At 45.3% G+C, this 2066-nt stretch carries 1 tRNA gene and 1 rRNA gene; both read left to right on the top strand.

The window, feature by feature from the left end:
* The first annotated feature begins 244 nt into the window (after positions 1-244).
* Positions 245-1767 (top strand): 16S ribosomal RNA (locus F6U93_RS14405).
* 89 nt (positions 1768-1856) lie between these two features.
* Positions 1857-1930: transfer RNA gene (locus tag F6U93_RS14410), tRNA-Ile, on the top strand.
* The last annotated feature ends 136 nt before the right edge of the window (positions 1931-2066 follow it).

Below are 2066 nucleotides of genomic sequence, written 5' to 3' on the forward strand. Positions count from 1 at the left end.
AAAAAAAACTTTAAAAAAATATCAAAAAAACATTGTGAGTTAAAGAAAAGGGTTTTACATTTGCACCCGCTTAACAAGGAAACGAGTTAAAGAAAAGAGAAATAAGTTCATAAACATATTGAATTGACAGCGTAAGAATTGAATTGGAAACGATTTAATTCAACAAAGAGAATAGACCATTTTGAGTACTAGAGATTCTAATTAGTTGTTAAAAGATATACTATAAGTATGTCATTAAAATTTAACGATGAAGAGTTTGATCCTGGCTCAGGATGAACGCTAGCGGCAGGCCTAACACATGCAAGTCGAGGGGTAACATAGAGAAGCTTGCTTTTCTGATGACGACCGGCGCACGGGTGCGTAACGCGTATAGAATCTACCTTTTGCTACGGAATAGCCCAGAGAAATTTGGATTAATGCCGTATAGTATCGTATTGCTGCATGGTATTTACGATTAAAGGTTACGGCAGAAGATGACTATGCGTCCTATTAGCTAGTTGGTGTGGTAACGGCATACCAAGGCAACGATAGGTAGGGGCCCTGAGAGGGGGATCCCCCACACTGGTACTGAGACACGGACCAGACTCCTACGGGAGGCAGCAGTGAGGAATATTGGACAATGGAGGGAACTCTGATCCAGCCATGCCGCGTGCAGGATGACTGCCCTATGGGTTGTAAACTGCTTTTATACAGGAAGAAACCGCTCTACGTGTAGAGCTCTGACGGTACTGTAAGAATAAGGATCGGCTAACTCCGTGCCAGCAGCCGCGGTAATACGGAGGATCCAAGCGTTATCCGGAATCATTGGGTTTAAAGGGTCCGTAGGTGGATGATTAAGTCAGGGGTGAAAGTTTGCAGCTCAACTGTAAAATTGCCCTTGATACTGGTTATCTTGAATCATTATGAAGTGGTTAGAATATGTAGTGTAGCGGTGAAATGCATAGATATTACATAGAATACCAATTGCGAAGGCAGATCACTAATAATGTATTGACACTGATGGACGAAAGCGTAGGTAGCGAACGGGATTAGATACCCCGGTAGTCTACGCCGTAAACGATGGATACTAGCTGTTCGGATTTATCTGAGTGGCTAAGCGAAAGTGATAAGTATCCCACCTGGGGAGTACGTTCGCAAGAATGAAACTCAAAGGAATTGACGGGGGCCCGCACAAGCGGTGGAGCATGTGGTTTAATTCGATGATACGCGAGGAACCTTACCAGGGCTTAAATGTAAGTTGCATTAGGTAGAGGTACTTATTTCTTCGGACTACTTACAAGGTGCTGCATGGTTGTCGTCAGCTCGTGCCGTGAGGTGTCAGGTTAAGTCCTATAACGAGCGCAACCCCTGTTGTTAGTTGCCAGCGATTCAAGTCGGGAACTCTAACAAGACTGCCAGTGCAAACTGTGAGGAAGGTGGGGATGACGTCAAATCATCACGGCCCTTACGTCCTGGGCTACACACGTGCTACAATGGTAGGGACAGAGAGCAGCCACTGGGCGACCAGGAGCGAATCTATAAACCCTATCACAGTTCGGATCGGAGTCTGCAACTCGACTCCGTGAAGCTGGAATCGCTAGTAATCGCATATCAGCCATGATGCGGTGAATACGTTCCCGGGCCTTGTACACACCGCCCGTCAAGCCATGGAAGCTGGGAGTGCCTGAAGTCCGTCACCGTAAGGAGCGGCCTAGGGTAAAATCGGTAACTAGGGCTGAGTCGTAACAAGGTAGCCGTACCGGAAGGTGCGGCTGGAACACCTCCTTTCTAGAGAAAGACGACTAATTAAGTATTGTAACTATTATGAAAAGATAGTTTATTCTCATTGCTGTTAATTTAAAATAAAGATTTAGTAGAGTCTCATAGCTCAGCTGGTTAGAGCGCTACACTGATAATGTAGAGGTCGGCAGTTCGAGTCTGCCTGAGACTACTAACTACTAAATAAAGGAAATTCTAGAACTGAGAATTCTAAATTCACATGAAGAATTCTAATTACTAGGATTTACATGGGGGATTAGCTCAGCTGGCTAGAGCGCCTGCCTTGCACGCAGGAGGTCATCGGTTCG

Origin of the sequence: Pseudotamlana haliotis (genome assembly GCF_008806375.1) — a bacterium.
Classification (GTDB): domain Bacteria; phylum Bacteroidota; class Bacteroidia; order Flavobacteriales; family Flavobacteriaceae; genus Pseudotamlana; species Pseudotamlana haliotis.